We start from the raw sequence: 26,328 nt of genomic DNA, 5'->3' as shown, positions 1-26,328 counted from the left end.
TCCAGCTTGCGGGCTCCCGGCGATCCCGCACAGTACCCCCGGGCCGGTTTCTGTGATTCGTGGCGTCCGGATCGGATCGCGGGCAGATTGGTAGCCATGACCGCACCCGCTCCCGCGCTCCGGACGGGCACCGCCGCCGGGCGGGGCACGCTGCTCGCCGCCGTCCTCGCCTCCGGCATGGTGTTCCTCGACAGCACGGTGGTGAACGTGGCACTGCCCCGTCTCGGCGCCGAGCTCGGTGCGACCGTCGCCGGTCTGCAGTGGACGGTGAACGGGTACCTGCTGATGCTGGCCGCGTTCGTGCTGCTCGGCGGGGCGCTCGGCGACCGGTTCGGCCGCCGCCGCGTCTTCCTGCTCGGGGTGGTGTGGTTCGCCGTGGCCTCCGTGCTCTGCGGACTGTCCCAGGGCACCGGCTGGCTGATCGCGGCCCGGTTCCTCCAGGGCGCCGGCGGGGCGCTGCTCACCCCGGGGTCGCTCTCCGTGCTCCAGGCCAGCTTCCACCCGGACGACCGGGGCAAGGCGATCGGCATGTGGGCCGGGCTCTCCGGGGTCTCCACCGCACTCGGTCCGCTCCTCGGCGGCTGGCTGATCGACACGCTCTCCTGGCGGTGGATCTTCTTCATCAACGTGCCGCTGGCCGTGGGTGTGGTGCTCGCCGCGCTGCGCTGGGTGCCGGAGAGCCGGGACGAGAACGTCTCGCGTACCGGCGCGGGGCGGCGCCGGTTCGACGTGGCGGGCACGCTGCTCGGCGCGCTCGGCCTCGGCGGCGTCACGTACGCCCTGATCGACGCCCCGGCCCGCGGCGTCGGCTCCCTGCCGGTGCTGGTCTCGGTGCTGGTCGGGGTGGTCGCCGCGGTGGTCTTCGTGCTGGTGGAGCGGCGGCGCGGGGACACGGCGATGCTCCCCACCGGTCTCTTCAGCAGCCGGCTCTTCTCGGTGCTCAACATCTTCACCGTGGTGGTGTACGCGGCCCTCGGCGGCTTTACCTTCTTCCTCGCCGTCTACCTGCAGAACGTGGTCGGCTGGTCGGCGCTGCTCACCGGCCTGGCCACCGTGCCGATGACGGTGCTGCTGGCGGTCGGCTCGTCGCGGGCGGGCGCGCTCTCCGCCCGGATCGGTCCCCGGCTGCCGCTGACCGTCGGCCCGGTGGTCGCCGCCGTCGGCCTGCTGCTGCTGCGCCGGGTCGGCCCGGGCGCGTCGTACCTGACGGACGTGCTGCCCGGGGTGGTCCTCTTCGGAGCGGGCCTGACCCTGGTCGTGGCGCCGCTGACCGCCTCCGTGCTGGCCGCCGTGGCGGACCGGTACGCCGGGGTGGCGAGCGGGTTCAACAACGCGGCGTCCCGGGCCGGCAGCCTGCTGGCGGTGGCCGCGCTGCCGCTGCTGGTCGGCCTCTCCGGCACCGGCTACGAGCAGAAGCCGGCGCTGACCGACGCCTTCCGCGGGGCGCTGCTCTGGTGCGCCGGGCTGCTGCTGGCCGGCGCGGCGATGGCCGCGCTGCTGATCCACCGGCCGCCCCGGGAGGCGCCCGGCGCCCAGCCGTGCCCGTCGCTGCCCGCCTCGACCCCACCCGACGACCGCCGCCGTCGCGGGCCTGACGGGCGGGCGTCCACTCGGTAGGGTGTGGCGGCGGCCACCGGGCGTAGCCGGGGCTCGCCGCGACCGACCGGGGGGACCCTTGACCCAGATCGAGATCAATCCGGGCCAGTTGACCAACGCCGCGCGCGGGCTGGATCAGTTCGTCGTGCCGGACCTGGCGGACGCGGCGCGGCGAATGGCCGACTCGTACCGGCTCGACCCGCCCGGGCTGGGCGCGCTGCTGTCGTTCGCCGAGGGCTACTACAACTCGGTCGCCGACTACCAACTGCGCAATCTGGAGACGGCGGTGCAGGTCGTCGAGTCGGTCGCCGCCGGGCTCCGCCGGACGGTGGCCAACTACCACGCCGCCGAGCAGGCCAACGTCGACATGTTCCTGACCCCCGCCGCCGACGACCCGGACGGCTACCTCGGCGGGCTCGGCGACGCCGGGTTCCCCCGCCTCTTCACCGACCCGCTCGGCGGGCTGGACGGGTTGGGCGACGGCGCCGCCGAGGTGCTCACCGTGGCCACCCAGAGCATGTTCGTCGGCCTCGGGGTGGCCACCGCGGCGATGGCGCCGGACTACCTCCCCGCGCCCGTCACCGCGGCGGCGATGGTCGCGAACGGGTTCTCCGTCATCGAGGCGGCGCGGGAGCTGGGCGCGGTGGCGGCCACCCTGGAGGGTTCGGTCATCAAGAAGTTCGACGGGTACGCCACCGGGGCGACGGCCGGCTGGGTGGACGGCAGCGTGGTCGAGTACCGCGACGTCGTCGCCGAGGTCTCCCGGGAGCTGGGTCAGGTGCAGAAGGCGCTCGGTGCGCTCTCCGCGTCCCTGCTGGCCGTGGCCGGTCTGCTCACCGCGTTCTGGCTCGCCTTCATCGCCTTCACCGCCGAGTTCTTCGTGGTGATCCTCGACCTGACGCTCTCCTCGATCGGCCCGCAGGCCCTCGTGCTCCAGCCGATCATCCAGGCGCTCGGCGCGGCCGCCAGCGCCTCCTGGCTGACCGCCACCGGCACCGTGATCACGGTCGCCACGGCGGCGGTCACCCTGCTCTCCGGCGTGGTCAAGGAGTTCGCCGCGGTGCAGACCTTCGACGAGCAGGGCGACGGCACGCCGGACCTCCGGCAGATCCCGATCGCCTGGCACTCCGCCTGAACGAGGAAGGTAGCGGCGATGAGCGGATTCGACGCCCAGATCCAGCAGGCCATGCGGCAGGTGCGGCAGCGGCTCGACACGTTCGACCAGCACCGGACCGTGCTCGCCGAGACGGTGGGCGAGGGGACCAGCGAGGACGGTCTGATCACCGCCCGGGTCGGCGCGGGCGGCGCCGTGCAGGACCTGGAGATCAACCCACGCGCGATGCGGCTGGACAGCCACACCCTGCGGGACTCGCTCCTCGCCGCCATCCGCGCCGCGACCGAAAACTGGGCCGAGGCGGTACGGGAGGCGACGGCGCGTCCACCGGTCGACCCGGAGCAGCTGCTGCGGGACTTCGGCGTCGGTCCGGAGCTGAAGTCGACCATGGCGCAGTTCTCCCAGCGGGCCGCCGACATCGAGCAGAACCTCGCCGCCCTCCGCCGGGACCTGGCCGGATGATCGGGCTGACCGCCGAGCCGGGCCGTGCCGGTGAGCTGCTGGTGGTCCGTGCGCCCCGCCGGCCCGGGCACGCGGTCTTCGGCTGGCTGGTGCCGGTCGCCCTCGGCCTGGCGGCGCTGCTGGCGGTGCTGGTGGTGGTGCTGCTCTGGTCCCGGTCACCGATCGCCGCCCTCGGGGGCGCCGTCTGCACCGTCCTCTTCGTGATGTTCTTCGCCCTGCTGCCGGGGGCGACCCTGGAACATCGCCGCCGCAGCGGCCGCGACGACAGCGTCGGGCTGCCGGTGGCCGAGCTTTCCGCCGATGGCGTCCGGGCCCGGTACCGGGTGCCGAGCCTCGGCGAGCGGCGCGCCGGCGAACCGGCCGACCCGGCGTACGACGCCGCGGTGGCCTGGGCCGACGTCACCGGCTGGCGATACGGCCGGGACCCGTACGGCCAGTCCGTGATCGTGGTGGAGGTGAGCGACCCGGCGGCGGTGGCCCTGCGCCCCGCCGACCCGCTGCTCCGGTCCTACCTCGACCGGCTCGTCCGGGACACCGGCTCGCCGGTGGTGGTGCGGGCCCCGATCGCCGGGCCGGAGCAGGAACGGGCCGTCGTGAACCGGCTCACCAGGCAGGGCGTGCCCCGCACCGACGGCTGACCGGCCGCCGGCACGGGTGACCGGCGGGCCGGCCACCACTCCCGCCGGGCCGGACGGTGCCCGGGCGGCGCCCGGCGGGTGCCGGACGCCGCCGTGGGCTCAGCTCCGCGCGCGGTTGACCGCGCTGGTGACCGCCTTCACCGAGGCGGTCACGATGTTGGCGTCCGTCCCGACGCCCCAGACGGTCCGGCCGTCCACCTCGCACTCCACGTACGCGGCGGCCTGGGCGTCCCCGCCCGAGGAGAGCGCGTGCTCGTGGTAGTCGAGCACCCGCACCGCCACGCCGAGGGACTGCAGCGCGTTGACGTACGCGTCGATCGGGCCGTTGCCGACCGCGGCGAGCGAGCGGCGCCCGCCGTCGAAGCCCACCTCGGCCTCGATCTCGACCTTGCCGTCGGCGGTGCCGATGGCGTAGCCGGCCAGGTTGACCACCGGGTCGACCTGGTGGTCGAGGAGGTAGTTGCGGGCGAAGATCTCCCACATGGTGGCCGGGTCGACCTCGCCGCCGTCGTGGTCGGTGACCTGCTGCACCACGCCGGAGAACTCGATCTGGAGGCGACGCGGCAGGTCGAGCTGGTGCTCGGACTTCATGATGTACGCGACGCCGCCCTTGCCGGACTGCGAGTTGACCCGGATGACCGCCTCGTAGGTGCGGCCCAGGTCCTTCGGGTCGATCGGCAGGTACGGCACCGCCCAGGTGAACCCGTCGACCGGCACCCCGGCCGCCGCCGCATCCTTGGCCAGGGCCTCGAAGCCCTTCTTGATCGCGTCCTGGTGCGAGCCGGAGAAAGCGGTGTAGACCAGGTCGCCCGCGTACGGGTGGCGCTCGTGCACCGGCAGCTGGTTGCAGTACTCGACGGCCCGCTTGACCTCGTCGATGTTCGAGAAGTCGATCATCGGGTCGATGCCCTGGGAGAAGAGGTTCAGGCCCAGGGTCACCAGGTCGACGTTGCCGGTCCGCTCGCCGTTGCCGAAGAGGCAGCCCTCGATCCGGTCCGCGCCGGCCAGCAGGCCCAGCTCGGCGGCGGCCACGCCGGTGCCCCGGTCGTTGTGCGGGTGCAGGCTCAACACCAGGCTGTCCCGGCGGGGCAGGTGCCGGTGCATCCACTCGATCGAGTCGGCGTACACGTTCGGCATCGCCATCTCGACCGTGGCCGGCAGGTTGATGATCAGCTTCCGGTCCGGGGTCGGATCGACCACCTCGATGACCTTGGCGCAGACCTCCAGCGCGTACTCCAGCTCGGTGCCCGTGTACGACTCGGGGGAGTACTCGTAGTGGATGTCGGTGTCCGGGGTGTGGATCTCGGCGTACTTCTGGCAGAGCCTGGCGCCCTGGGTGGCGATGTCGGTGATGCCATCCCGGTCCAGGCCGAAGACCACCCGACGCTGGAGCGTCGAGGTCGAGTTGTAGAAGTGCACGATGGCCCGGCGCGCGCCGCGCAGCGACTCGAAGGTCCGCTCGATCAGGTGCTCCCGGCACTGGGTGAGCACCTGGATGGTGACGTCCTCCGGGATCAGGTCCTGCTCGATCAGCTGCCGGACGAAGTCGAAGTCCGTCTGGCTGGCCGACGGGAAGCCGACCTCGATCTCCTTGTAGCCCATCTGCACCAGCAGCTGGAACATCCGGCGCTTGCGCTCCGGCGACATCGGGTCGATCAGCGCCTGGTTGCCGTCGCGGAGGTCCACCGCGCACCAGCGCGGCGCGGCCTCGACCCGTCGGGCCGGCCAGCTGCGGTCCGGCAGGTCGAGCCGGAACTGCTGGTGGTACGGCAGGTAGCGCTGGAACGGCATCCGGCTGGGGCGCTGCCGGGCGATCGGATCGGTCTCGGCGTCGGTGGCAGGTTGAGCCATGGCGGAGTGCTCCCTGGGAACATGTGGCGTCAGCAATCGGAAGGTGTCGGCGGTGCTGCCGGGCCACGGTGCCCGGGCGGTGCCGAGGTGAAGTTCGGATGTGCTGGACGGCGCGGTTCAACTCCGCGACGAGGTGCCGGCCGTCAGGCCTCGTCGCGGCAGCCAAGAAGAAGGTACGCCTGCCACATGACAGGGTGACCCTACGTGATCACGACGGCCCGCGGTAGCTCGGTCCGTCATTTGAGACGCGGATCCCGGTCACCTCGCTCCCCCCCCGCGCCCGCGCCCGGGCCACTAGGCTCCTGCCCGTTCCGGGCAAACGATCATCGTCAGTCGGAGGTGCGGCGTGCCGATCCGCGTCACGATCACCGGTCCCGTCCCGGCGGCGGCCCGCTGAGATGGGGCTGGAACTGCCGGAGTGGCTGACCGAGCCGCTCAGCTGGGTCGGGTTGACCTGGCCGGAGGCCGACGAGGAGCTGCTCTTCGCCGCCGGCCAGCAGTGGCTCGCATTCGCCGGGACGCTCCGCGGGGTGGCGCAGGGCGCCGAGGGCGCCGCGGACGCGGTCGGGACGTACAACCTGGGTGAGACCGCCGACGCGTTCCGCCGCTGGTGGGAACGGGAGGACGGGCCGCGGCGCCGGTTCGTGGAGGACATCACCGCCGCCGAGATCATCGGCTGCGCGTTGATCATCTTTGCGGCCGTCACGCTGGCGTTGAAGATCGCCTTCATGGTCCAGCTGATCATGCTGGCGATCTCGGTGGCCGAGGCGCTGGCGGCGGCGGTGGCCACCTTCGGCGCGTCGACCGCCCTGGTCCCGGGCCTGATCGCGGCGGCCCGGGTCGCCTGCCGCCAACTGATCAAACAGGCGGTGCGCAAGGTCGAGGGGGAGCTGAAGCGCCTCTTCGCCCAGGCTAAGAAGCTCCTCAAGCGGGTGGAGGGCAAGCTCGCCCGCAAGGGGGCGAAGAAGGGCGCCAAGGCCGCGCAGGACGTGATGGCCCGGACCCGGCACTACGGCAACTCCTCACCGGCCGACTTCGGGAAGGAGTTCCCCGAGCTGTCGCACGGGGTGAACCCGAACTTCGGCAAGGACCCGGCCTTCGGCATCAACTGCCAGAGCTGCGTCACCGCCACCGACCGGTCGCTCGCCGGCCAGGCCAGCTCCGCCGTGCCCCGCCGCTTCTACCAGGACGCCAACGGGAACTTGATCAACGATCCGCGGTTCGACTGGCCGCACGGGGTCAACCAGGCGCTCGGCGGCAACAACCCGCTCCGCTCGGCCAGCGGGTACGACGACATCGCCAGCGAGCTGGAGAACGCCGGGGACGGCGCGCGCGGCATCGTGCACGGCATGCGGGTCGACGCCAACGGCAACCCGGTCGCGGGTCACGTCTTCAACGTGGTGAACCGCAACGGTACGGTCCACTTCATCGACGGCCAGACCGGCGGTTACGCGTACCTGGAGAACTACTCCGGGTTCCAGTTCATGCGGACGAATTGAGGATCACCACGATGGACGTGACGCAGGCCCGCGACACCGCCACCCGGCTGCTCGCCGCGTTCCCGCCCGGCGTCCCGGACGCCGTCCTCACCGGCGGGGCGGAGGACCAGGGCTGGTGCTGGGTGCTCCAGTGGACCACCCGGCGGGCGATGGCCTCCGGCTCCCCGGACGACGCGCCGCCGCCGGGGATCGGCCCGGTCGCCGTCGACAAGGCCACCGGCGAGGCGTTCTATTTGTCCAGCGTGCCGCTCCCCGTCGCGCTGGACATGGCCCGGGCGGCCCGGGGCCGCTGAACCTCGCCCGGCTCGCCCGGCGAGGCGGTTTCGCCGAGGCGCGGGCGACGGTCTGCCCAGGCGACCATCGGCGGGGCCGCCAGGGCGGTGGCGGTGAAGAGCGCGGCCATCGGCAGCCACCCCCAGCCGCCGGTGCTCACCCCCAGGGCGGTCAGCCCAGCCGGCGCGGCCAGGTTCTGGAACTGCCCGCCGAGCCGGAACGCGCCGACGTACGCGCCCCGGTGCGTGGCGGGCGGCAGGGTGGTGGTGATGCCCCAGGCGCCGGCCGACTGGACCAGCTCGGCGAAGGTGAGCACCACCGCCGCGCCGACCAGCACCACGATGGTCGTCACCCCGCCGGTCAGCGCCGACACCGGCAGGATCAGGCAGAAGAGCGCGATCAGCAGACCCCCGGTCCGCAGCGCCCGGCCCGCGCCGGCCACCGTGTCGGCACCCCGGCTGGCCCGTACCTGGAGCAGCACCGCGAGGATCGTGTTGAGCAGCACCAGAGCGGCGATCAGGGTGCGCGGGGCGTCGGTGTGGCTCAGCACCCAGAGCGGCAGCACCACCAGGTAGAGCGTGCCGTGCGAGCTGAGCAGCCCGGCCAGCAGCGACACGGCCAGGAACGGCCGGTCGCGGAACACCGCCAGCCGGCTGGTCCGCCGCGCGGGCGCCGCGGCGACCGGGACCCGGGGCAGCCGGTACACGAAGGCCGCGGTGACCAGCAGCATGACGGCGTTGAACCAGACCATTCCCCGGTACGCGGCCATCGTGTCCACCGCCAGCACCACGCCGCTGATCACCGCGCCGAGCCCGAATCCGACGTTCAACGCCGAGCGCTGGTACGCCAGCGCGGTCACCCGCTCCTCCGGGCGGAGCACGTTGATCGAGTAGACCTGCCGGGCCACCCCGGTGGTCGCGTCCACCACGGCCAGCGCCACCACCACGGCCAGGAAGCCGGCGAAGCCGCCCACGAAGGGGTACGCCCCGAAGAGCACCGCCTCGGCGAACATGCCGACCAGCCACACCCGCTGCGCGCCGTACCGGTCGGTCAGCGCGCCGAGCGGGACCGTCCCGAGCAGGGAGACGCCGGCGGCGATCGAGAGCCCGAGCCCGACCTGGGTGGGGCTGAGGCCGAGCGCCCGGGTGAAGAAGACCGCGCTGCCGGCCATGAAGAGGCCGTGGCCGACCGCGTACACCATGGCCTGCACGGCCAGGGCGCGGGTCAGTCCGGCCGGCGGTACGACGTGCCGGACGGCGGTGCGGATGGTGTCCCTGGTCCCCATGGTCGATGAGCAAACCGTGCCCCCCACGCGCCGGTCGAGCCTTTTAGGCTGAACCGAATTCTCGTCGGGGGTGGAGGATGTCGCAGCTGCGGTTCGGCGCGTCCGACGTCGCGGGCGTGCGGTTCGCCGTCTCGCCGGTCTGGGAGACGGTCTCCAGCATGTGGGCGCTGGCGGACCCGGTCCGGCACGCCGTGCACCTGCCCTGGCTCGACCAGGCCCGGGTGACCATCCGCCGCCCCGACGTGGCCGTCCGGGTGCGTCCGCTGGTCGAGCTGACCCGGCCGCGCGGCTGGCTGCCCGATTTCCTCACCCCGCCGGCGGCCCGTCCCGACGCCGACCTGGCCGAGCAGCTCGACCAGATCGCCGCCACCCCGCCCGACGTGGTGGTCCGGGACCTGCTCGCCACCATCCCCGCGCGCCCGCTGAGCCCGTTCGGGCAGGCGCTGCGCGACGACCCCGCCGGCCGGCTGCCGGAGCTGGTCACCGCCCTGCGGGTCTGGTACGACGAGGCGATCGCCCCGGAGTGGCCCCGGATCCGGGCGCTGCTGGAGGCGGACATCGCCCACCGGGCCGCCCTGCTCGCCGAGGGCGGCGCCGGGCAGCTCTTCGGTCAGCTGCACGCCAGCCTGCGTTGGGTCGGCGACCGGGTGGTGAGCGACGACCCCTGGCAGCTCGACTTCGACCTGGGCGGCCGGGGGCTGGCGCTCAACCCGGGCATCTTCACCGACCGGCGGGTGCTGTGGAACCTGCTGGAGGACTCGCCGCCCGGCGGGACGTACCCGGTGCGGGCGGTGGCCACCCTCTGGGAGACGCCCCCGCTGGCGGCGGGCGACCCCCTGGCCCGGGTGATCGGGTCGGGGCGGGCGGCGCTGCTCAACCTGCTCGACGCGGCGGCGACCACCACGGACCTCGCCCGGCGGACGGGGATGTCCTGCGGGAACGTCTCCCAGCACCTCGCCGCGCTGCACGCCGCCGGCCTGGTCTCCCGGTCCCGGCAGGGCCGGCACGTCCTCTACCGGGGCACCGAGGCCGCCGCGGTCCTGCTCCGGGCCAGCCGGGGGGAGTGACCCCGACTCCGCGGGCGTGGGGCGCGGGGCGGTCAGCGGAGCAGCAGCGTGGCGAGCGGGTGGCGGTGGCGCAGTTCGGTCTCCCGGCGGCGCAGCTCCTCGGGCAGGGCGTACGGGTCGCCGAGTCGCCCGACCGCGGCCACCACCAGCGGCCGGACGTCCGGTGCCAGGTCCAGCTCGGCGGCGAGCCCGGCCCGGTCGAACCGGGTGAGCTGGTGCACGTGCAGGCCGAGCGCGGTGGCCTGCACGGTCAGGTGGGCGATCGCCTGGCCCAGGTCGTACGCGGCCCGTTCGGCGGCACCGCCGGTGTGCGCGCCGACCACCAGGGCGGAGGCGTGCCGGGCCCAGCGCTGGTCGCCGGGGGCCAGGCTGACCAGGATCCGCTTCCAGGTCTCGTCCAGCCGGTGCCCGAGGGCGAACCGCCACGGCTGGGCGTTGCCCGCCGACGGGGCCCAGCGGGCGGCCTCCAGCAGCGAGGACGCCTCGTCGCCGGCCAGCTCGGCGTCCGGGTCGAAGGACCGGGGGCTCCAGCGGAAGGCGAGCAGCGGGGTGAGGTCGGCCATGGGGCAAGAGTCCCCTATGGGCGATTCGCCCTCGGATGCGGGTCGGGCGAATGTGGCGAAGAGCACCCGTAACGTGACCCAGGGTCAGGGCGTTCCCGCGCTCGGGCTGTCGGACGGGGAGGGCGCGCCCCGACCGACCGCGTCGCCCTCCACCACCGGCCCGGCGAGCTGCACGGTGGCCGGCGCCGGGCCGGGCTCGCCGGCCAGCTTGAGCGTGCCGAAGTCGGCCCGGACCGCGGTCGGCGTGCCGTCCGTCCCGTAGCAGTAGATGCCCACGTCCAGCGGGGCGTTCAGCGAGGCGGAGGTCGACTCGACCGAGTAGCACTGGCCGGTGGCCCCGGTCGGCGTGGCGGCGGGGGAGACCGCCAGCGGGGCCCGCCGGTCGGTGAGCACCTCCAGCCAGTCGGTGAACGGGTGCTGCACCCGGGGATCGAGCCGCCGGGGCACGGCGTCGTCGCGGTCGCCGAGGCGTACGCAGCTGGCCGGCTCCGGACGGCCCGCCGACGGCAGGGCGCACTGGAAGAGCCCGTCCGCCGTGGCGGCGAGCGAGACGTCCACCGTGCCGCCCAGCCCCCACGCGGGCACGTCGACCCGCCAGGTCCCGTCGTTCGCGCTGGTCACCACGACCGTCCGGTCCGGGGCGTCGGTCGTGCCGAACGCGTACCGCGCGGTGAGGTGGCGGTCCTGCGCGGCGGCCGCCAGCGCGGCCAGTTCGTCGCGCGCCGCGTCCACGCCGGCCGGCACCGGGTCGGCGGTGGCGAGCGGGGCCGGTGTCGGCTGGTCGGCGGTGCAGGCGGCGAGGAGCGCCGGCAGGGTGATCGCCAGGACGCCGGTCAGTCGCCGGGCCGCGCGGAGGTGAGCGTGCACCGGGTCATTCTGCGGTGCGGGGACGGGTGTCGGGAGCCCGCCGTACGGCTGCCGTCCCGGCGTGTCGCGCCGCCCTCCCGCCAGCGGGTCCCGCCCTGGTGAGCCGGCCCTCACCGGGCCGGATGGTGGGATCACCCGACCCGGCGGCTCGTGCCGCCCGATAGGCTGATGAGGTCTGACACGCGCCGCCGGACCGGAACCCGGCGGCGTCGGCACGCTCAGGGTCGCTGGGAGGGAGTGCACCGTCGTGGCACTCGTGGTGCAGAAGTACGGCGGGTCCTCCGTCGCCAATGCCGAGCGGATCAAGCGGGTGGCCGAGCGCATCGTGGCCGCCCGCAAGGCCGGCGACGACGTGGTGGTGGTGGTCTCCGCGATGGGGGACACCACCGACGAGCTGCTCGACCTGGCCAACCAGGTCAGCCCGCTGCCGCCGGGTCGCGAGCTGGACATGCTGCTCACGGCCGGGGAGCGGATCTCCATGGCGCTGCTCGCCATGGCCATCCACAACCTGGGGTACGAGGCCCGCTCGTTCACCGGCTCGCAGGCCGGCGTGATCACCACCTCGGTGCACGGCAGGGCGCGGATCATCGACGTCACCCCGGGCCGCCTCAAGGGCGCGCTGGACGAGGGCGCGGTGGTCATCGTGGCCGGCTTCCAGGGCGTCTCGCAGGACACCAAGGACGTCACCACGCTGGGCCGGGGCGGGTCGGACACCACCGCCGTGGCGCTCGCCGCCGCGCTCGAGGCGGACGTCTGCGAGATCTACACGGACGTGGACGGCATCTTCAGCGCCGACCCGCGGATCGTGCCGAACGCCCGGCACATCAAGCACATCACCTACGAGGAGATGCTGGAGCTGGCCGCCTGCGGCGCCAAGGTGCTGCACCTGCGCAGCGTCGAGTACGCCCGGCGCGCGGGGTTGCCGATCCACGTCCGTTCGTCATACTCGACCAACACCGGCACGATGGTCACCGGATCGATGGAGGACCTTCCTGTGGAACAGGCACTGATCACCGGGGTAGCCCACGACCGCAGCGAGGCGAAGATCACCATCGTCGGCGTACCCGACGAGCCGGGCGCCGCCGCGCGGATCTTCGACACCGTGGCCGGTGCCGAGATCAACATCGACATGATCGTGCAGAACGTCTCCACCGAGGGCACCGGCCGGACGGACATCTCGTTCACGCTGCCCAAGACGGACGGCCCGACGGCGATGGCCGCGCTCAGCAAGATCCAGGAGGTGGTCAAGTTCAAGGGCCTCCTCTACGACGACCACGTCGGCAAGGTCTCCCTGATCGGCGCGGGCATGCGGTCCCACCCCGGCGTCGCGGCCGGCTTCTTCGCCGCGCTCGGCGCGGCCGGGGTCAACATCGAGATGATCTCCACGTCCGAGATCCGGGTCTCCGTGGTCTGCCGGGACACCGACCTCGACAAGGCGGTCCGGGCCATCCACGACGCCTTCGAGCTGGGCGGCGACTCCGAGGCCGTGGTCTACGCGGGCACCGGGCGGTAGCCGGATGTCGTCGCTGCCAACCCTCGCCGTGGTCGGGGCGACCGGTGCCGTCGGCACGGTGATGTGCCAGCTGCTCTCCTCCCGGCGCAACGTCTGGGGTGAGATCCGGCTGCTCGCCTCGGAGCGCTCGGCGGGGCGGCAGGTGCCGTGCCGGGGCGAGCAGCTGACCGTCCAGGCCCTCACGCCGGAGGCGTTCGACGGCGTCGACGTGGCCATGTTCGACGTGCCCGACGAGGTCTCCGCCGAGTGGGCGCCGGTCGCGGTGAGCCGTGGCGCGGTGGCGGTGGACAACTCCGGCGCGTTCCGGATGGACCGGGACGTCCCCCTGGTGGTCCCGGAGATCAACCCGGAGCAGGCCCGCAACCGCCCCAAGGGCATCATCGCCAACGCCAACTGCACCACCCTGGCGATGATCGTGGCGATCGCGCCGCTGCATCGGGAGTACGGCCTGCGCGAGCTGGTGCTCGCCTCGTACCAGGCGGTCTCCGGGGCGGGGCAGGCCGGCGTGGACGCGCTGCACGCCCAGCTCAGCAAGATCGCCGGGGACCGGGTGCTCGGCTCGCGCCCCGGCGACGTGCGGCAGGCGGTCGGCGACGAGCTGGGGCCGTTCCCGGCCCCGCTGGCGCTCAACGTGGTGCCCTGGGCCGGCTCGCTGGTGGACGGCGGCTGGTCCTCCGAGGAGATGAAGATGCGCAACGAGTCGCGCAAGATCCTCGGGCTGCCCGACCTCAAGGTCTCGGCCACCTGCGTCCGGGTGCCGGTGGTGACCGGTCACTCGGTGGCTGTGCACGCGGTCTTCGCCACCGAGGTGGACGCCGAGGGCGCCCGCGAGGCGCTGCGCAACGCGCCGGGCGTGATCCTGGTCGACGACCCGGCCGCGGGCGAGTTCCCGATGCCGATCGACGCCGTCGGCACCGACCCCTCCTGGGTCGGCCGCATCCGCCGCGCCGTCGACGACCCGAGGGCCCTCGACCTCTTCGTCACGGGCGACAACCTCCGCAAGGGCGCCGCCCTGAACACCGCCCAGATCGCCGAACTCCTCGCCAAGGAATTCACCCAGGCCTGATCCCGGTTTGATCCGGCGCCCGACCCGCCTCCGGGTCAGGCGGCGGCGAGGCGGACGCCGTCGCGGCCGTGGCGCTTGACCGCGTAGAGGGCCTGGTCGGCGCGGCGGAGGGTCAGCTCGGGGGATTCGCCGGCCTGGGGCAGGGCGACACCGACGCTGATGGTGCGGCCGGTCCGACGGGCCGCCTCGGTGAGCCGCTCGGCGATCCGGACCGCCTCCTCGGGGCGGTTCACCTCGATCACCGCAACGAACTCGTCGCCGCCGATCCGGTACAGCTCGTCGCCCTGCCGCAGCGCCTCCTCCAGCGCCCGGGCCAGCCCGACCAGCAGCCGGTCGCCGGCCTGGTGGCCGTACGTGTCGTTGACGTCCTTGAAGCCGTCCACGTCGATCGCCAGCAGGGCGGTACGCCCCGGGGTGGCGGTCGCGATCCGCTTTCCGAACGGCCCGGTGTGCCGCAGCCCGGTGAGCGGGTCCGAGCTGGCCTGCTCGCGCAGTTGGGCCAGGGTGCGCAGCCGGTCCAGGCAGGTCCACGCCTGCCCGGCCAGCAACTCCATCAGGTTGATCGTGGTCGGGTCGGGCCGGAGCAGCCGCTCGTCCGCGACCAGCAGCACCCCGCCGGCGTCCGGCGGCCCGACCGGCACCGCCACCAGGGTGCGCGCGCCGGCGCGGGCGAGCGGCAGGTAGTCGTCGGTCGGCGGGTGCCCGGCCTCGCCCAGCGTGTACGCCGCGCCGTGCCGGTGGGCTCGGGCGATCAGCCGGCCGAGCGGGCCGGCGCCGGCCTCGGTCAGCTCGGCGCGGATCCGCGCCTCGAGCTCGCCGGGGGCGCTGGTCGGCGCGCCGAGCCGGGCGCCACGCCGGCCGGAGAGGACCAGTACGGCGGCGGAGAGGGCCGAGACGTCCCGGGCCGCGCTGATCGCGGCGGTCATCAGGTCCCATTCGGTGGGGGCGGAGGTCATCGCGGCGGCGTGCCGGAGCAGCTTCTCGCTGCGGCTCTCGGCCGGCGGTCCGCCGAGCGCCGTGATCCGGGCACCCAGTCGGACGGCGAGCCGTTCCGCGGTCCTCCGCCACGGGCCCAGCTCCACCGGGCCGCTCCACTGCAGGTCGAGCACGCCGATCGGCCGCCCCGCCGGGTCCAGCACCGGCGCGCAGAGCTCGGCGGTCACGTCGGGGCGTAGCGGGAGGTAGTCGGGGTCGGTCGTGACGTCCGCGACGGTGGCGGGCTGGCCGGAGGCGTAGACCCGGCCGACGATGCCCGTCTTCGGCGGCACGGTGGAGAAGACCTGCCAGGCGCCGGTGGCCGCGACGCACTGGAGCCGGTCACCGACCTGGAGCAGGATCGAGATGGTGGCCGGGGTGTGCCGGGCGAGCGCGGCGACGGTCCACTGGCACGCCTCCAGGGCGGTCGACGCCATCGGGAGGCGGACCGTGACGTCTCGGATGACTCGCTCGTGATCCACGTCGTTCCTGGTGGGAGGGCCCGGGCCGACGCCGGGGGACGCGATCAAGGGTACTCACCGAGCGGCGCGGCGACCTTCGTACACATGTGCTATCCACAGGCTGTGGACGCGGCCTGTGGGTACGGCGGGGCCGCGCGGCGGGGTGGTCGGCGATAGCGTGAGGGTCCCGGGCCCGAGGAGGCGTCGATGCTCATCGCCCAGCTCAGCGACCCGCACGTGACCACCGGCCCGCTCGCCGCCGAGCAGGCCGCCGGGCTGCACCGCGCCCTCGGCCGGGTGCTGGCGCTGCGACCCCGCCCGGACTGCGTGGTGATCACGGGCGACCTGGTCAACAACGGCCGCACCGACGAGTACGTCGCGCTCCGCGAGATCATCGGCCGCTTCCCGCTGCCGGTCCACCTCGCCACCGGCAACCACGACGACCGGGAGTCGCTGCTGGACACCTTCGGCGGCACGCCCTACCTGGGCGGCGGCTTCTCGGCGTACTACCACGTCGACCTCCCGGCGGGGACCGTCGTGGTGCTGGACTCGCTCGCCCCCGGCAGCAGCGGTGGGCGGCTCGGCGACGACCAGCTGGCCTGGCTCGACGGGGTGCTGGCCGGCCGGCCGGAGGTGCCGGCCGTCGTGTGCCTGCACCATCCGCCGGTCGCCGTCGGCGTCCCGGCCGCCGACGCCATCCGGCTCGCCGACTCCGACGCGCTCGCCGAGGTGATCGGCCGGCACCCCCATGTCGTCCGGGTCACCGCCGGTCACCTGCACCGCCCGGTCACCGCCGCCTTCGCCGGCACGGTGCTCACCACCGCACCGAGCACCTGGGTGCAGGCCACGCTGACGATGAGCGACGACGAGGAGATCGGTCTGGTCGCCGAGCCGACCGCGTTCCTGCTGCACCGGGTGGCCGACGGCGGCTGCGTCACGCACACCGTGCAGGTCAGCCACGCCGCCGGGCAGACCTGCTGGTTCTGAGGCGTTGGACCGGCTCTGGTACGTCGCTACATCTACTGCTGACCCACCGGGCCGCGGCGCCGGTTCCCCGTCCCTGGGAGCCGGCGCCGCCCGCGTGGCCCCCCGACCGCTCCGGGCCACCCGAGCAGGCCGGGCCGCCCGACGAAGAGCCCGACCGGGAGCCGTGACCGCTCAGCCGAGCAGGTCGGCGCGGATTGCGGGGGCGAGCTCCTCCGGCGGGACCTCGTGGAAACCGCCGGGCAGACTCCGGTGGGTCGCGCCGGGAATCGTGTCGGCCGTCGCGGCGGCGGCGTCGCGCAGCCACCGCGGGCTGCCGGCGCTGTCGACGACGACGGTGGGCGTGGCGATCGTCGCGAGCCGGGCGGCGGGCAGTGTGCCGTCACCGGTCACCGTGGTGTCGTAGGCGAGGGTGTGCGCCAGACCCTCCATCCAGGACCACTCCGGCGTCCCGCGCATCCCGGCGACGGCCTCGGCGGGCACCCCCACCGCGTCGGTCAGGAACAGCTCGACCGCGTCGCCCCGGCGGCCCGCGGCGACCAGCTCGGTGAGCCGCTCCGACAGCTCCGCCTTCGGGCCGCCCTCGGGCCCGACCTGGAACGGCGGCTCGAAGAGGGCCAGCCCGGCGATCGGCAGCCCCTCGGCGGCCGCGTACGCGGCGAGGATCGCGCCGGAGGAGAGGCCGTAGACGTACGCCAGGCCGCCGGCCGCCTCGATCAACGCCGCCACGTCCTCGATCTCGCGCTGCACCACGTACGGCGCGGTGTCGCCGCTGCCGCCCCGGCCCCGGCGGTCGTAGCCGTACGTCGTGAAGTCGGCGGCCAGCGCGGCGGCCAGCGCCCGGGTGGTCGACCGGTCGTTGAAGGCGCCGCCGATCAGGATGACCGGCGGCCCCTCGCCGGCGGTCTCGTAGGCGATCGCGGTGCCGTCGGCGGATCTGGCCGAGCCCACCGTCCAGGTCGTCCCGTCGGGAGTCATGGTTACTTTCTAACCGAGCCCCCCGACAACGGGCGGCCCTGAAGGAATTCACCTGCCGGTCATGTCGGACTCGTCGGGCAGACCGGTACAGGTCGCCGGTCGGATCCACGGTTCTGTTGTGCTGCCCCGGTCGACCGATCGCGTGTCGGATGGCAAGCTTGCCCCGGCGGGGCGGCATCCCCCGACCGCCGTCACCCGCCATCGATCCCCTGTCACGGCACGGATCAGGGTCGCCGGGCGAACCATCGTCCGGACCGTCACGCGCCGATTCTCACGAGGAGTTCCATGTCCGTCCCCGGGATGCGCCGGGCCGCCGTCGGCCTGGTCGCGCTCGCCGCGACCGCGCTCGGCACGGTCGCCGTCAACCCCAACCAGGCCGAGGCCGGTCCCAAGCCGGTCGACGTCAAGCTGCTCGCCATCAACGACTTCCACGGCAACCTGGAGCCGCCGACCGGCTCCAGCGGCACCATCGCCGGGCAGCCGGCCGGTGGCGCGGAATACCTGGCCACCCAGCTCGCCAAGCTGCGCGGCACGACCGAGGAGGAGCAGGAGCGCACCATCACGGTCGCCGCCGGTGACCTGATCGGCGCCTCCCCGCTGCTCTCCGCGGCCTTCCATGACGAGCCCACCATCGAGGAGATGAACCTCGCCGGGCTCGAGTTCACCAGCGTCGGCAACCACGAGTTCGACGAGGGCGCCACCGAGCTGCTGCGGATGCAGGACGGCGGCTGCCACCCGGTGGACGGCTGCGCCGACGGCACCCCGTTCGAGGGCGCCAAGTTCCAGTACCTCTCCGCCAACGCCTTCAAGACCGCCACCGGCCAGCCGCTGCTGCCGCCGTACGGCATCAAGAAGGTCGACGGCGTCAAGGTCGGTTTCATCGGGATGACCCTGGAGGGCACCCCGCAGATCGTCAGCCAGCAGGGCGTCGCCGGCCTCACCTTCGCCGACGAGGCGGAGACCGCCAACAAGTACGCCCGCATCCTGCGCGCCCAGGGCGTCGAGACCATCGTCGTGCTGCTGCACGAGGGCGGCGTCCAGAACGGCGGTGGCATCAACGACTGCACCGGCTTCAGCGGGCCGATCGTCGACATCGCCAACCGGATGGACCCGTCGATCGACGTGATCGTCAGCGGGCACACCCACGCCGCGTACAACTGCAACATCAACGGCAAGCTGGTCACCAGCGCCAGCTCGTTCGGTCGCCTGGTCACCGACATCAACCTGAAGATCGACCGTCGGTCCGGTGACGTGATCACCGCCTCGGCGAACAACGTCATCGTCACCCGGGACGTCCCCAAGGACCCGGCGACGACCGACCTGATCAACCGGTACAAGACCGTGCTCGGCCCGGTCGCGGACAAGGTGGTCGGCGAGACCACCAGCGCGATCACCAAGACGCAGGAGAACCTGTACCAGACCGGCGTCGACGCCAACGGCAAGCCGACGTACCAGACCGGTGAGTCGCCGCTGGGCAACCTGATCGCCGACGCCCAGCTCGCGGCCACCGACAACGAGCAGAACGCGGTCGCCGCGTTCATGAACCCCGGTGGTGTCCGCGCCGACCTCGACGCCGGCCCGGTCACCTACGCCGAGGCGTTCACGGTGCAGCCGTTCGCCAACAACCTGGTGACGCTGGACCTCACCGGGGCGCAGCTCTACTGCATGCTGGAGCAGCAGTTCACGGTCGCCCGGGTGCTGTACGCCTCGTCGACCGTGCACTACGTGGTCGACCCGAACGGCACCACCGCGGCGGCCGGCGTGCCGTGCAGCGGCAGCCGGGTGGTCCGGGGCAGCCTCACCATCAACGGTGCCCCGGTCGCCGACGCCGCGACCTACCGGGTCACGGTGAACAACTTCCTCGCCGGCGGCGGCGACGGGTTCAGCGTCCTCACTGGTGGCACGAACCTGGTCACCGGCATGATCGACCTGGACGCCTTCGTCGCGTACCTGACCGCGCAGTCGCCGGTCTCCGCGCCGACGCTGAACCGGATCCAGACCACCACCGAGGTTCCCGTCGCCTGACGGCAGGCTCTCGCGACGACGGGCCCCGGAGCATCCGCTCCGGGGCCCGTTCGCATTCCCGCCGCGTCCGCGCCGGCCCGTCGTCAGAGGGCGGCGGGTTCCGGGTCCCGGGCGGGGGCGGGGGTGAGGCGGCCGTCCTGGGCCGGGGTCAGCAGCCGGCGCAGCGACAGGGCCAGCGCCGAGGCGGTCAGGCAGCCGCCCACCACGACCACCACCCAGATCTTCCCGTCGGCCGCGCCGATCAGCGGGCCGGCCGTGACCGGGCCGATGATCCCGCTCACCCCGAAGATGATCGAACTCATCGCGTTGTACCGGCCGCGCAGCTCGTCGGTGGCGAGCGCGTTGGTCAGCGCGGGCATCACCGGCGACAGCATCGTCTCGCCGAAGCCGAAGATCGCCGCGCAGGCCACCACGCCGAGCGCGGCGACCAGCGCGTTCCCCGTACCGATCAGGCCGGCGGCGCCGAGCACCAGCCAGGCGGTCGCGAAGACCGCGCCGACCGCGGCGAGCGCGCCGGTCCGGCTGCGCCCCTCCATCCGGCGGATCACCAGCAGCTGGGAGAGCACGATCATCACGGTGTTGCCGGCGAGGGCCCAGGCCACCACCCGCGGCGTCACCTCGACCACCCGGACCGAGTACGCGGTGAAGCCCACCTCGATCTGCGCGTACCCGCAGGTGGTGAGGACCAGGCCGAAGATGACCAGGCGGCGGAACGGCCGGTCCCGCAGCACAGTCAGGTAGCCCCCGGTCGACGGCCGGTCCCCGGCGGTCGGGGCGGCGGCGAGCCGGCGGCCGACGTGCGGCAGGGTCAGCAGGATGAGGCCCGGCATCAGGTAGGTCAGCGCGTCCAGCAGGTAGATGGCCTGGAAGGTGATCGGCCGGGCGGTGTCCACGATCGCGCCGGAGATCAGGCCACCCACCCCGATGCCGAGGTTGAGCAGGGCGAACTGGAGGCCGAAGACCCGCTGCCGCTCGCCGTCGTCGGTCAGCGAGGCGAGGATGGTGGTCTGCCCGGACCAGAGCGCCGAGCCGCCCACCGCGATCAGCGTGGCCACCGCGAACGCCGACGCGGTCGAGTCGACCAGGGCGAGCGAACCGGTGCCCACGGCCTCCACCGCCAGGCAGGGCAGCACCACCCGGCGAGCCCCGAACCGGTCGATCAGCGTGCCGCCCACCGGCGACAGGGCCAGGGTCACCGCGCCGAACCAGCCGATCACCAGGCCGGCCCGGGTGTCGGTCAGCCCGCGCACGTCGGTGAGGTAGATGAAGAGGAACGGCAGGGTCAGGCCGCGCCCGACGGCCGAGAGCAGGGTGCCGAGCAGGATCCGACGGGCTTCCGGACGGGCGGGCAGGGCGCGGCGCAGCATGCCTGGATTCTGTGCGGTGGGTACGACGCCCCGCGAGCCGTTTACCGGCGGCCGCGCGTACCGGCGGGCCACCGGGTGAGCAAACACACGCGGTCTGGGATGCTGGGGCGGTGACCGGCACCTGGCGACACCTGCCCGCCGCGGCCCGCGAGATCGCGGTGGCCGCCTCCGACGCGGTCGCCGCCGCCCAGGCCCGGGACGCCGGGGCGTACGAGCCGGCGGTCGACCGGCTCACCGGCGTCGACCGGGCCGGCCTGGTGCTCGGCGGGGTGGTCCGGCTGCTGCTGGAGGAGACCCACCCGGACGGGCTGGACGGCGACGACGTACGACAGGTCCTCGAACGCTGCGTCCGGGACGTGGCGGCGTGGCGGCCCGACGTGGACCCGCACGTGCTGCTGGTGCTGCTGGCCAGCGCCCTCGGCGTCTATGACCCGGGCGACGACGACACGCCGCCGGACCCGGCGGCGATCGCCCGGCACGCCCCGCTGCTCGTCGCCGATCTGCTGGCGGCCAGCGGCCGACCGGTGTCGGGCTACCTGACCACCGCGTTCGCCGAGGTCGCCCGCACCGAGCTGCACGACTGAGCCGCCGTCGCGGGGCAGCGGGGCCGGCGGGCGTCACGCCCGGGTCGCCACCACCTCCAGGTACTCCGCCGGGATGCGGACGGTGCCGTCGGTGGAGCGGTCGTACCGGCGCGCCAGCCCGACCAGATCGGCGTGCAGCGCCGGCCGCCGCGGTTCGTCGAGCGCCTCGAACGCCTTCAGCGTGGGCCCGTAGTTGACCCGGAAGAAGTCGGCGAACTCCTCCGGCGCGGTGAAGCGGAAGACGAAGGTCCGCCGGGTTGCCCGCAGGTCGCGCAGCGTCGCGCCGAAGAGCTCGGCCAGCCGCTCCTCGCGGCCCCAATCGACCGGCCCGCGCAGCCCCGCGGGCGGCGGGACGTGCCGGCCGACCGTGCGGAACAGGTCGCCGATGAAGCCCTCCGGCGTCCAGGCGGCCAGCGCCACCGTGCCGCCGGGCCGGCAGACCCGGACCAGCTCGGCGGCGGCGCGCTCCTGGTCCGGCGCGAACATCACCCCGACGCAGGAGAGCACCGCGTCGAACGAGGCGTCCGGGTAGGCCAGCCGCTCGGCGTCACCGGTCGCGAAGGTCACCGGCAGCCGCTCCGCCACGGCCCGCGCGTGGGCGCGTTCCAGCAGCTCCGGTACGTAGTCGACGCCGGTCACCCGGCAACCGCAGCGGGCCGCCGCGATCGCCGCGTTGCCGGTGCCGGTCGCCACGTCCAGGACGGTCGCCCCGGCGGCGAGGTCGGCGGCCTCGACGAGCAGCTCGGAGACGAGGTGGATGTGGGCGGCGACGGCGCCGTAGTCGCCGCTGGCCCAGGTCTGCTGTTGCCGCGCCTTGACGGCGGCCAGGTCGATCGTGCTGGTCATGGCGGTGCCCTCCGTTCGGTTGCCGGTGACGCTAGGACTGCGGCGGCGGCCGGACATGGGGAGAACCACCTATGTTGGCGGCACCAGCCCCTGCCGGCGCGCGACCGCGGCGGCCTGCCCCCGGTTGGGCACGGCCAGCTTGCCGAGGACCGCGGAGACGTGGTGCCCGACCGTGCGCGCCGACAGCGACAGCCGCGCGGCGATCTCCGCGTCGCTGAGCCCGTCGGCGACCAGCGCCAGCACCTCCAGCTGCCGGGCGGTCAGCCCGGGTGGGTTGGCCGCCGTCGCCGGTCGCGGGCCGCGCGGCACCCGGGCCAGGCCGCGCCCGCGCAGCTCGGCCCGGAGCCGGCGGGCCGTCCGGACCGCGCCCAGGGCGTCCAGGATCCGCAGCGCCTCGCCCGCCGCCTCCGCGTCCCCGCAGGCCAGGGCCTCCGCCCGGCGGTACGGGCAGCCGAGGCGCCGCCACTCGTCGGCCGCGCCGGCCCAGTCGCCGTCGAGCAGCCGCCGGTACGGCGACGCGGCCACCTCCGGCGCCGACGTCAGCTCCCCGGCCCGCCACCGCCAGTACGCCAGCTCCCCGGCGGACCACGGTTGTCCCGCCGCGACGGCCAGCTCGTAGCCGCGGCGGGCCTCGGCGGCGGCCTGCTCCGGCTCGCCGTCGAGCCAGTGGTGCTCGGCGAGGGCCGCCGCCGCCGGGCCGACGAACTGGAGCTCGCCCGTGCCGTACGCCCACCCGGCCACCTGGGTCAGCTCGTCCGCCGCCGCCGGATCGCCGTACCGGGAGCGGAGCAGGCCGCGGACGAGCAGCGCCGGCACCAGGCTGCCGCCGGGTTGCCCGGAGCCGGCGAGGGCGCTCTCGGCGTCGGCCAGCGCGCCGGTCCAGTCACCCCGGAGCAGCCGCAGCCGGGCCCGGTAGCCGAGCAGGTGGCGGGCGTACCCGTCGAGGTCCCGCCCGGTGGTGAATTCCAGCGCGCGGTCCAGTCGGGCGCCGGCCGCGTCGAGGTCGTACCGCTCGACGGACATGGTGGCCAGGTTGACCAGGGCCCGCGCGGCATGGTCGTCGAGCCCGTCGAGCGCGGCCCGGACGTGCGCCTGCTCCAGCAGCTCGACGCCGTCCGGGTCGCCGCGCTGCAGCCGCGCCGACCCGACGTTGACCAGCGCGTGCGCCTCGGTGTCCCGATCCCCGATGCGGCCCGCCAGCGCGAGCGCCCGGCCGCCCCAGTCGATCGCCTCGTCGTCCCGGTTGGCCAGCATCAGCAGCTGCGCCATCCCGCTGTACGCCATGGCCAGCTCCCGGCCGGGCGGCGCCGACTCCAGCACCTCGACCGCCCGGGTAACCGCCGCGCGGGCGGCCGCGCTGTCGCCGGTCCACCAGCAGAGCCGGGACAGCCAGCGCAGGTTCTCGCCGATCGGGACAGTGTCGCCGTCGGCCTCCCGCAGCGCGAGCGCCTGCCGCCGGGCGGCGAGGGCCTCCGTGCCCAGCCCGGCGAGGTAGGCGGCGGACGAGTACGCCTCCAGCAGCTCCGCCCGGCTCGCCGCCGGCAGTCCGGCCGCGCGCGGCAGCGCCACCGCGTAGTGGGCGACGACCTGCCGGTGCGCGCCGACCGCCGGGGCCCGGCGCGCGGCCAGCGGCGCCCACCGGAGCACGGCCGCCGCGTCGTCGGCGTGGTGCGCGTGGTGCACCAGCCGGGCGACGTCCACGTCGGACCGGTCGGCGAGCCGGGCCAGCACCGCCGCGTGCAGGGCCGCGCGGCGCACCGGGGAGAGGCCGTCCCGGACCGCCCTACCGAGCAGTTCGTGGCGGAACCGCACGCCGTCCTCCGCCGGCACCAGCAGCCCGCCGGCCAGGCACTCCTCGACGGCCGCCGCCGGCTCCCCGGCGAGCAGGTGCGACTCGGTCCGGGACGGCACCACCGACACCAGCCGGGCCACCTCCCGCGCCGCCGGGCTGAGCGCGGCGAGCCGGGCGGCCACCAGGTCGCGTACGGTCGGCGGGACGCCGGGCCCGGCGGCGGCCAGCACCTCGGTGACCAGCAGCGGATTGCCCCCGGTGGCCTGGTAGAGGCCGGCGGGGGAGCGACCGGCCCGGCGGGCCAGCTCCGCGACGGCGGCGGTGGAGAGCGGTGGCAGCGGCAGCCGGCGCACCAGCGCGCGGGGCAGCCCGGCGAGCACCGCGTGCAGGGGGTGCTCCGGACCCACCTCGTCGTCGCGGTAGGTGAGCACCAGCAGGGCGCGGCAGCCGGCCAGCCGGCGGCCGAGGAACGCGGTCAGGTCGAGGGTGGCCTCGTCCGCCCAGTGCGCGTCCTCGATCACCAGCACCGGTCGGCGGCGTTGCCGGGGGCCGGCCAGCTCGTCGAGAAGGGCGTCGAAGAGCACGCCCTGCCGGTCGCCCTCCCGCCCGTCGGCGGCCCGGCTGTCGGCGAGCCGCTCGGCGAGCGCCCCGCCGACCTGCCGGCCGATGTCGTGCAGCGGGCCGAGGGCGCGCGGGGTGAGCAGCGGGTCGCAGCCGCCCTGCAGCACCCGGGCCTGGGCCCCGACCGCCGCCGTGAACGCGCTGACCAGGGCGGACTTGCCGGCACCCGCCTCGCCGGCGACGAGCGCGATGCGGCCACCGGCGGCACTGGCCGTCAGCAGCTCGTCCAGCGCGTCGAGTGGGTCGGCCCGCTCCAGCAGCTCCATCGTGGCCGATGCTAGTCACGGCGGGCGGCGGAGAGCTCGTCCTGACGTCGAGCCGACTGGTCCGCGCCGGTCAGGAGCGGTAGCGGATCACGGCGTTCGCCGTAATGCCCATGCGCTGCGGGCCCACTCCCACCCCCGACAGCGACGCCACCTCGTCGAGCGGGGCAGCGGCGGCCCGCTCCACCGTCTGCTGTGGCCGCCCATGCGAACCGAACCGATAGTCATAGACCGGGTCGACGGGCCGGTGACGGTCGAGGTGAACACGTTCGGCAACCCGCGGGTCCTGGTGGGCGGAATCCCGGGGACCGGCCGGCGGGACGTCTTCGATCTGCCCGCAGTGGGCGGTGGAACGGTCCGCGCCAAGCTGAAGACCAAACTCCTCGACGCGTACCCGGTGATCGAGATCGACGGGGTTAACCACCGGACCGGGCCGGAGACCCCGGTCGTGCTCCGGATCCTGATCATGATCCCGTTCCTCCTGGCGATCAAAGGCGGGCTGATCGGCGGCGCCTTCGGCGTGGTCGGCTTCGTCGGCAACCATTCGATCGCCCGCAATGATCGGTCGACCGGGGCGAAGGCGGCCCGGATGATCCTGGCGACGCTGGGCGTGGGCTTGGCGTACCTGGGCGTGGCCGGCATCGTCGTGGCGGCTCTGGACCAGCCGGCGTGACCCCCGGCGGGCGTCCCCGGCGGAGGACCGCGACCGCCGGACCCCGGACGCCCGCCGCTACGGACTGGCCGCGAGGAAGACGAAGGCGGCGAGCAGCACCAGGTGCACCCCGCCCTGGAGCACGGTCGCCCGACCCGGCACCACGGTGAGCACACCGGTCACGGCGGTTGCCTTCTTCCTCGACAAACCATGTCGGTCACGGCAGCGTGGAAGAGACCTCAGCGATCTAATGGCCAAGTGCTCACCGCGCAGAAGCGGGGCACGTCATCCCATCAGCTGTCCAGCCTCCTCACGACCAGCGGGCGCACGGTCTGCCGCAAGACCTTGAAGGCCTGAAGAGTGGAGTGCTGACCCGCCAGCCGCTACCGGAGCCATCCTGCACCAGCAGGCTGACAGAGCCCATTAGAAGAGTGCGCCCGATGTCCGAGGTGATCGTCCCCGAGCCCTCGGATCTCCCGACGAGGTGCGGCACGATGGTCCCGTGGACGGCAGCAAGCTTCGGCGAATCGTTCTGGTAGACGACCTGCGCTCCTTCGTTGATGGCCGTGATGCCGCGGTGGCACGCAGCAGCGCCGCCGGGGTCGCCCTCCTCGAACGCCACCGCGACGAGCGGCTGGACGAGCTGTGGCTCGATCACGACCTCGGTGAGGCCGACACGATCTGGCCGGTTGTGGAGGTGTTGGAGCGTGCGGCCTTCGAAGGGCGTCCGTTCGACATCGGCGTCGTCCATGTCCACTCCGCCAACCCGGCCGGCGCGGGCAAGATGGCTCAGGCTCTGCAACGTTGGGGCTACCGCGTCCGGATCGCATCCGGCTCCGCGGCAGTCGGCTATCTGAACGAGTAACCGAGAGTCTCGGTGTGGATGGGGTTCGAGCAGTCAGCGACGAATCAGTGAGTCTTGTCAGCCCCGCCGAAAACGGCATTCGTCCGACCGCTCGTTCGAAGGGCGCCGCGTACCCTGCTCG

Annotated in this window: 23 protein-coding genes and 1 pseudogene; 14 read left to right on the top strand and 10 right to left on the bottom strand. The window is 74.1% G+C overall.

The window, feature by feature from the left end; all coding sequences use genetic code 11:
• The first annotated feature begins 96 nt into the window (after positions 1 to 96).
• From EV384_RS02680 to EV384_RS02665, 4 genes are read left to right on the top strand one after another with little or no spacing between them, the layout of a single operon-like run.
• Complete coding sequence (locus EV384_RS02680) at positions 97 to 1,617, top strand: MFS transporter (RefSeq protein ID WP_130329807.1); 1,521 nt, start codon at positions 97 to 99, stop codon at positions 1,615 to 1,617.
• Positions 1,618 to 1,675: 58 nt separating this feature from the next.
• Positions 1,676 to 2,731, top strand: coding sequence for a hypothetical protein (locus EV384_RS02675; protein ID WP_130329805.1), 1,056 nt, complete (start codon positions 1,676 to 1,678; stop codon positions 2,729 to 2,731).
• An 18-nt stretch (positions 2,732 to 2,749) separates the two neighbouring features.
• Positions 2,750 to 3,172 carry a YbaB/EbfC family nucleoid-associated protein gene (locus tag EV384_RS02670; protein ID WP_130329803.1) on the top strand — a complete coding sequence of 141 codons (423 nt, stop codon included), beginning with the start codon at positions 2,750 to 2,752 and terminating at the stop codon, positions 3,170 to 3,172.
• Positions 3,169 to 3,810 carry a hypothetical protein gene (locus tag EV384_RS02665; RefSeq protein ID WP_130329801.1) on the top strand — a complete coding sequence of 214 codons (642 nt, stop codon included), beginning with the start codon at positions 3,169 to 3,171 and terminating at the stop codon, positions 3,808 to 3,810. The genes EV384_RS02670 and EV384_RS02665 overlap by 4 nt, the downstream gene beginning before the upstream one ends.
• Positions 3,811 to 3,909: 99 nt before the next feature.
• Here the strand turns inward: EV384_RS02665 and leuA are convergent, their stop codons facing one another.
• The gene (leuA, locus tag EV384_RS02660) at positions 3,910 to 5,661 is read right to left on the bottom strand and encodes a 2-isopropylmalate synthase (protein ID WP_130329799.1); all 1,752 of its coding nucleotides are present in this window, start codon (positions 5,659 to 5,661) and stop codon (positions 3,910 to 3,912) included.
• A 398-nt stretch (positions 5,662 to 6,059) separates the two neighbouring features.
• On the opposite strand from leuA, the gene EV384_RS02655 reads away from it, so the two are divergent.
• The gene (locus EV384_RS02655) at positions 6,060 to 7,160 is read left to right on the top strand and encodes a toxin glutamine deamidase domain-containing protein (protein ID WP_130329797.1); all 1,101 of its coding nucleotides are present in this window, start codon (positions 6,060 to 6,062) and stop codon (positions 7,158 to 7,160) included.
• A gap of 11 nt (positions 7,161 to 7,171) precedes the next feature.
• Positions 7,172 to 7,453, top strand: a complete 282-nt coding sequence (locus tag EV384_RS02650; RefSeq protein WP_130329795.1) for a hypothetical protein — start codon at positions 7,172 to 7,174, stop codon at positions 7,451 to 7,453.
• Here the strand turns inward: EV384_RS02650 and EV384_RS02645 are convergent.
• Entirely contained in the window at positions 7,390 to 8,718 is a 1,329-nt protein-coding gene (locus EV384_RS02645; protein WP_130329793.1) for an MFS transporter, read from the bottom strand. The two genes, EV384_RS02650 and EV384_RS02645, sit on opposite strands and share 64 nt — an antisense overlap.
• A 77-nt stretch (positions 8,719 to 8,795) precedes the next feature.
• Here EV384_RS02645 and EV384_RS02640 point away from each other — a divergent pair, with 77 nt between their 5' ends.
• Positions 8,796 to 9,785, top strand: a complete 990-nt coding sequence (locus tag EV384_RS02640) for an ArsR/SmtB family transcription factor (RefSeq protein ID WP_130329791.1) — start codon at positions 8,796 to 8,798, stop codon at positions 9,783 to 9,785.
• A 32-nt stretch (positions 9,786 to 9,817) separates the two neighbouring features.
• On the opposite strand, the gene EV384_RS02635 is transcribed toward EV384_RS02640, so the two are convergent.
• Together EV384_RS02635 and EV384_RS02630 are read right to left on the bottom strand one after the other, a co-directional pair.
• Entirely contained in the window at positions 9,818 to 10,348 is a 531-nt protein-coding gene (locus tag EV384_RS02635; RefSeq protein ID WP_130329790.1) for a nitroreductase family protein, read from the bottom strand.
• An 84-nt stretch (positions 10,349 to 10,432) separates the two neighbouring features.
• Entirely contained in the window at positions 10,433 to 11,215 is a 783-nt protein-coding gene (locus tag EV384_RS02630; RefSeq protein ID WP_242623909.1) for a hypothetical protein, read from the bottom strand.
• A 247-nt stretch (positions 11,216 to 11,462) separates the two neighbouring features.
• Between EV384_RS02630 and EV384_RS02625 the strand changes: the two genes are divergently transcribed.
• Positions 11,463 to 12,728: an aspartate kinase gene (locus EV384_RS02625; RefSeq protein WP_130329788.1), complete on the top strand. Its 1,266-nt coding sequence runs from the start codon at positions 11,463 to 11,465 to the stop codon at positions 12,726 to 12,728.
• Between the two features lie 4 nt (positions 12,729 to 12,732).
• The gene (locus tag EV384_RS02620) at positions 12,733 to 13,794 is read left to right on the top strand and encodes an aspartate-semialdehyde dehydrogenase (RefSeq protein WP_130329786.1); all 1,062 of its coding nucleotides are present in this window, start codon (positions 12,733 to 12,735) and stop codon (positions 13,792 to 13,794) included.
• A 35-nt stretch (positions 13,795 to 13,829) separates the two neighbouring features.
• On the opposite strand, the gene EV384_RS02615 is transcribed toward EV384_RS02620, so the two are convergent.
• A complete protein-coding gene (locus tag EV384_RS02615) occupies positions 13,830 to 15,206 on the bottom strand; it encodes a sensor domain-containing diguanylate cyclase (RefSeq protein WP_423202881.1) in 1,377 nt (458 codons plus the stop codon).
• Positions 15,207 to 15,437: 231 nt separating this feature from the next.
• Here EV384_RS02615 and EV384_RS02610 point away from each other — a divergent pair, with 231 nt between their 5' ends.
• Positions 15,438 to 16,217 (top strand): phosphodiesterase, encoded by a 780-nt coding sequence (locus tag EV384_RS02610; RefSeq protein WP_130329782.1) that lies wholly within the window; start codon positions 15,438 to 15,440, stop codon positions 16,215 to 16,217.
• Positions 16,218 to 16,388: 171 nt separating this feature from the next.
• Here the strand turns inward: EV384_RS02610 and EV384_RS02605 are convergent, their stop codons facing one another.
• Complete coding sequence (locus EV384_RS02605; protein ID WP_130329780.1) at positions 16,389 to 17,192, bottom strand: alpha/beta fold hydrolase; 804 nt, start codon at positions 17,190 to 17,192, stop codon at positions 16,389 to 16,391.
• 285 nt (positions 17,193 to 17,477) lie between these two features.
• Here EV384_RS02605 and EV384_RS02600 point away from each other — a divergent pair, with 285 nt between their 5' ends.
• Complete coding sequence (locus tag EV384_RS02600; protein WP_130329778.1) at positions 17,478 to 19,217, top strand: bifunctional metallophosphatase/5'-nucleotidase; 1,740 nt, start codon at positions 17,478 to 17,480, stop codon at positions 19,215 to 19,217.
• Positions 19,218 to 19,300: 83 nt separating this feature from the next.
• Here EV384_RS02600 and EV384_RS02595 read toward each other — a convergent pair whose 3' ends face one another.
• Positions 19,301 to 20,584 carry an MFS transporter gene (locus EV384_RS02595; RefSeq protein ID WP_130329776.1) on the bottom strand — a complete coding sequence of 428 codons (1,284 nt, stop codon included), beginning with the start codon at positions 20,582 to 20,584 and terminating at the stop codon, positions 19,301 to 19,303.
• A gap of 110 nt (positions 20,585 to 20,694) precedes the next feature.
• Here EV384_RS02595 and EV384_RS02590 point away from each other — a divergent pair, with 110 nt between their 5' ends.
• On the top strand, positions 20,695 to 21,168 hold the full coding sequence (locus EV384_RS02590; protein ID WP_130329774.1) for a hypothetical protein: 474 nt from the start codon (positions 20,695 to 20,697) through the stop codon (positions 21,166 to 21,168).
• A 33-nt stretch (positions 21,169 to 21,201) separates the two neighbouring features.
• Here EV384_RS02590 and EV384_RS02585 read toward each other — a convergent pair whose 3' ends face one another.
• Both EV384_RS02585 and EV384_RS02580 read right to left on the bottom strand, forming a co-directional pair.
• Complete coding sequence (locus EV384_RS02585; RefSeq protein ID WP_130329772.1) at positions 21,202 to 22,014, bottom strand: class I SAM-dependent methyltransferase; 813 nt, start codon at positions 22,012 to 22,014, stop codon at positions 21,202 to 21,204.
• A gap of 69 nt (positions 22,015 to 22,083) precedes the next feature.
• Positions 22,084 to 24,693, bottom strand: coding sequence for an ATP-binding protein (locus EV384_RS02580; protein ID WP_130329770.1), 2,610 nt, complete (start codon positions 24,691 to 24,693; stop codon positions 22,084 to 22,086).
• A 202-nt stretch (positions 24,694 to 24,895) separates the two neighbouring features.
• Here EV384_RS02580 and EV384_RS02575 point away from each other — a divergent pair, with 202 nt between their 5' ends.
• On the top strand, positions 24,896 to 25,363 hold the full coding sequence (locus tag EV384_RS02575) for a hypothetical protein (RefSeq protein WP_130329768.1): 468 nt from the start codon (positions 24,896 to 24,898) through the stop codon (positions 25,361 to 25,363).
• 57 nt (positions 25,364 to 25,420) lie between these two features.
• Here EV384_RS02575 and EV384_RS02570 read toward each other — a convergent pair.
• Positions 25,421 to 25,531, bottom strand: a pseudogene (locus EV384_RS02570) (ionic transporter y4hA); the annotation flags it as partial.
• 313 nt (positions 25,532 to 25,844) lie between these two features.
• On the opposite strand from EV384_RS02570, the gene EV384_RS02565 reads away from it, so the two are divergent.
• Positions 25,845 to 26,207 (top strand): cyclic-phosphate processing receiver domain-containing protein, encoded by a 363-nt coding sequence (locus EV384_RS02565; protein WP_130329766.1) that lies wholly within the window; start codon positions 25,845 to 25,847, stop codon positions 26,205 to 26,207.
• Positions 26,208 to 26,328 lie beyond the last annotated feature (121 nt).

It is taken from the genome of Micromonospora kangleipakensis (assembly GCF_004217615.1).
Lineage (GTDB): Bacteria > Actinomycetota > Actinomycetes > Mycobacteriales > Micromonosporaceae > Micromonospora > Micromonospora kangleipakensis.
Note: the sequence above shows the minus strand (reverse complement) of the source record. Positions and strands in the feature narration are given on the sequence as shown.